We start from the raw sequence: 3,737 nt of genomic DNA on the forward strand, positions 1-3,737 counted from the left end.
CGGGGCTCAGGTGCAGCAGCGAACGGGTCGTGTCGAGCTGCTGCGTGAAGACCGGATTGGTGACGCTCGCCTGTTCGGTGAGCCGCACGTGGTGCAGGATCGTGCGGTCGTTCCACGCATTGCTGATCAGCGACGTGCCCACCGCACCGCAGAACGTGCGGCCGAAATTCGACAGGCCGGCTGCCGCCGGAATCTTTTCCGGCGGCAGCCCGGACAGGATGATCGACGTCAGCGGCACGAAGAACATCGCCATCGGAATGCCTTGCAGCAGCGTCGGCAGCACCAGATCCCAGTGCGACACGTCGGTGTAGAAGGTCGTGCGCATCATGAACACGACCGCGAAGCCGACGAATGCGAGCGTCGCGATATAACGCGGATCGGTGCGCGGCAGCAGGCGCCCCATGACCGGCGTGAGCAGGATCGCGAACACCCCGAGCGGCGCGGTGGCGAGCCCCGAATCGACCGCGCGGTAGCCGAGATAGCCCTGCATCCATTGCGGCAGCAGCACGAGCGTGCCGAAGAACATCCCATACGCGACGGAGATCGCGATCGTGCCGCCCGCGAAATTGCGCTGCGTGAAGAGGCGCAGGTCGACGATCGGATTGGCTTCGTTCAGTTCCCACACGAGGAAGAACGCGAAGCCGATCAGCGCGACGATGCCCAGCGCGACGACGACGGGCGAGTTGAACCAGTCGAGATCCTTGCCCTTGTCGAGCATGATCTGTAGCGAGGCGACCCACAGCACGAGCAGCAGCAGGCCGACCGTGTCGATCGGCAGGCGGCGCGTGGCGGATTCGCGATCGCGGAACACGAACCACGTGACGGCCGCCGCGAAGAAGCCGACCGGAATGTTGATGTAGAAGATCCACGACCAGTTGTAGTCGTACGTGATCCAGCCGCCGAGCGACGGCCCCGCGATCGGCCCGACGAGCGCCGTCATCGACCACAGCGCGAGCGCCGTCGACGACTTCTGCCGTGGCCACGCGCCGAGCAGCAGCGCCTGCGACAACGGCGCGAGCGGCCCCGCCACCGCACCTTGCAGGATTCGCGCGGCGAGCAGCGTCGGCAGGTTCGGTGCGATCCCGCACAGCCACGACGCGAACACGAACAGCAGGATCGACGTGACGAACAGGCGTACCTGGCCGAAGCGCTGCGTGAGCCAGCCGGTCAGCGGAATCGACACCGCGTTCGCCGCCGCGAAGATCGTGATCACCCACGTGCCTTCGTCGACCGACACGCCGAGGTCGCCCGAGATCGTCGGGATCGCGACGTTCGCGATCGACGAATCGAGCACGTTCATGAACATCGCCAGCGAGACCGCGATCGTGCCGATGACGAGCCGGCCGCCCGACAGCGGGCCTGAAGACGAGGGAGAGGACATGGCGTTCCTGCGTGATGGACGAAGGCCGTACGGCGCATGCCGTTCGCCGCGCCTGCACGCGACGTGCAGGCGCGCGGCGAAGCGCGCAACGGACGGATGCACGCACGCCGCACGGCGGCCCGCCGAGGGGTGCTGTCGCGTGCGGTGTACGGTTCGAGCGGTGAATCGGAATGGCGAAGCCGTGACGGGCTTCGGGACGCGGGCCGGCCGGTCAGGAAGGCGCGACGCGCGTGATGCGTCGGCGGGCAGCGCTCAGGTGGCTGCCGTAGCGTGTGTGGTGATTTTTCATCGCCACAGGCTAACGATGCGGCGAGCGGCGATCAACGCTCGCATGCTCATTAATTCCTTTCCTGCACTGCAATAATGCAGCAGACATGCATCGATTACAGGCTCTGCGACGCGGTCCGCCACGCGGTGAAGACTTCCGTCAGGAACTCGACGAACGCGCGCACCTTGCTGTCGAGCGTCGCGCGCTTCGGGTAGAGCGCGTGCAGCTCGACGTCGTCGGTGCGATGCCAGTCGGGCAGCACGATTTCGAGTTCGTTGCTCTCGAGCCGCCGGGTGGTGAAGTGGGTCGAAATCAGTGCGATGCCGCCGCCGCTCGCTGCCTGGCGCAGCACCGTGACCGATTCGTTCGAGATCAGCACGGGCCGCACCGGCACGTCGGCGACGTCGCCGGCGGCGTTGGTGAGGCGCAGCGTCAGGCCCGGCGTGTCGCGGCCGACGAACAGGATGTCGTGATCGGCGAGGTCCTGCGGCGTGCGCGGCCGGCCCGCGCGGTCGAGATAGTGCGGGCTGGCCGCGAACTTCGCGTGCGACCAGCCGAGCGAGCGCGCGACATAGCCGGAATCGCTCAGCACGCCGGTGCGCAGCGCGACGTCGAAGCCGTGTTCGACGAGGTCGAGCGCGCTGTTGTCGTAGATCAGCACGAGCTGGACCAGGGGGTAGCGCCGGCGAAACTCGGCGAGCGCCGGCTCCAGTTCGAACAGGCCGATCGCGTAGGGCACCAGCACGCGCAGCGTGCCTTCGGGTTCCGTGCGCAGCGCGCGCACCTGACGGTCCGCGTCGAGCAGGATCTCCTCGGCGCGCAGGCAGCGTTCGTAATAGTCGCGCCCGGCTTCGGTGACCGATACGCGGCGCGTCGTGCGGTACAGCAGCTGGACGCCGAGGTCCTCCTCGAGCTGCTTGATCTTGCGGCTCACGCGGCTGAGCGGCATGTCGAGTTGCGTGGCGGCGGCGGTGAAATTGCCGCGCTCCACCACGCGCAGGAATATCCGGATGCTCTCGAGGTCCATGCGATTCGTTTCAATGTTCGGCCTGCGCGCATCTTACCGTCACGGACCGGAACGCTGCAGGTCGAGCCGATTATCCCGCCCGCTGCAATAACGCATCCCGCCGCTGCCCCGTAGTGGCGCGCGGGGCGCGACCGTATGCTCGCCGCATGAAATTCGCCTTCCCCAGCATGCCGACGCTCGCGGCCGTCCGGGCCGCGCTGCGCGACGCGCGCCCGACGCTGCCGCCCGGCGCGCTTGCCTTCGCGCTCCGCAATACGGCCGCCTCGCTGCTCGCGCTCTATATCGCGTTTCGGATGAATCTTGACGATCCGAAATGGGCCGCGTCGACCGTGTGGATCGTCGCGCAGGGCAGCCGCGGGATGGGGCTGTCGAAGAGCCAGTACCGGATTCTCGGCACCGCGATCGGGGCGGCCGTCGCGCTCGCGCTGACCGGTGCGTTTGCGCAGACGCCCGAGCTGTTCCTGCCGGCGCTTGCCGCGTGGATCGGCCTGTGTGCGGGCGTCGCGACGTTCCAGCGGAATTTTCGCGCGTATGCGGCGGTGCTCGCCGGTTATACGGCCGCGATCGTCGCGATGGATGCGGTATCGGCGCCGCTGCATGCATTCGATATCGCGGTCGCGCGGTTTCTATACGTGGTGGTCGGCATCCTGTGCGCGGCGCTGTTCGACACGGTGTTCGCGCCGGGCGCGCCGCTGCACGATGTCCGGACGCGGCTCGCGCGCTATCTCGAGCGTGCGGTGGCGCTCGGCGCGGGCGCGCTGCGCCGCGAGCCGAACGGCGCGGCCGTGCACCGGCTGTTCGCGGACGCGCTCGAACTCGACACCGCGGCGGAATATGCGGCGGCCGGCGCACCGCCGGTGCGCGGCGCGATCGGCCATTTGCGCGCGGCGGCGCTCGGCGTGCTGACGGCGCAGGCGGCGGCGCAGGCGATCCGCGAGCACGCGGCGCGCGCGCACGATGCGTCGGACCCGCTGGTCGACGAGGTGGCGCGCGTGCTCGACGGTATCGCCGCATCGGGCGACGCGCAGCCGAGGATGGCCGCACTGCGCGCACGCGTGGGC

3 protein-coding genes are annotated in these 3,737 nt (G+C 68.6%); 1 reads left to right on the top strand and 2 read right to left on the bottom strand.

Going from position 1 to position 3,737, the window contains the following annotated elements:
- Both JMF90_RS28200 and JMF90_RS28205 read right to left on the bottom strand, forming a co-directional pair.
- Positions 1 to 1,381 (bottom strand): DHA2 family efflux MFS transporter permease subunit (locus tag JMF90_RS28200; RefSeq protein WP_201325708.1); only part of this gene is annotated, 1,381 nt, incomplete at its 3' end.
- 383 nt (positions 1,382 to 1,764) lie between these two features.
- Positions 1,765 to 2,676 (bottom strand): LysR family transcriptional regulator, encoded by a 912-nt coding sequence (locus tag JMF90_RS28205; protein WP_011547535.1) that lies wholly within the window; start codon positions 2,674 to 2,676, stop codon positions 1,765 to 1,767.
- 146 nt (positions 2,677 to 2,822) lie between these two features.
- On the opposite strand from JMF90_RS28205, the gene JMF90_RS28210 reads away from it, so the two are divergent.
- On the top strand, positions 2,823 to 3,737 hold a 915-nt coding region (locus tag JMF90_RS28210), incomplete at its 3' end, for an FUSC family protein (RefSeq protein ID WP_201325709.1).

The organism is Burkholderia sp. E168m23 (assembly GCF_016586125.1).
GTDB lineage: Bacteria > Pseudomonadota > Gammaproteobacteria > Burkholderiales > Burkholderiaceae > Burkholderia > Burkholderia orbicola.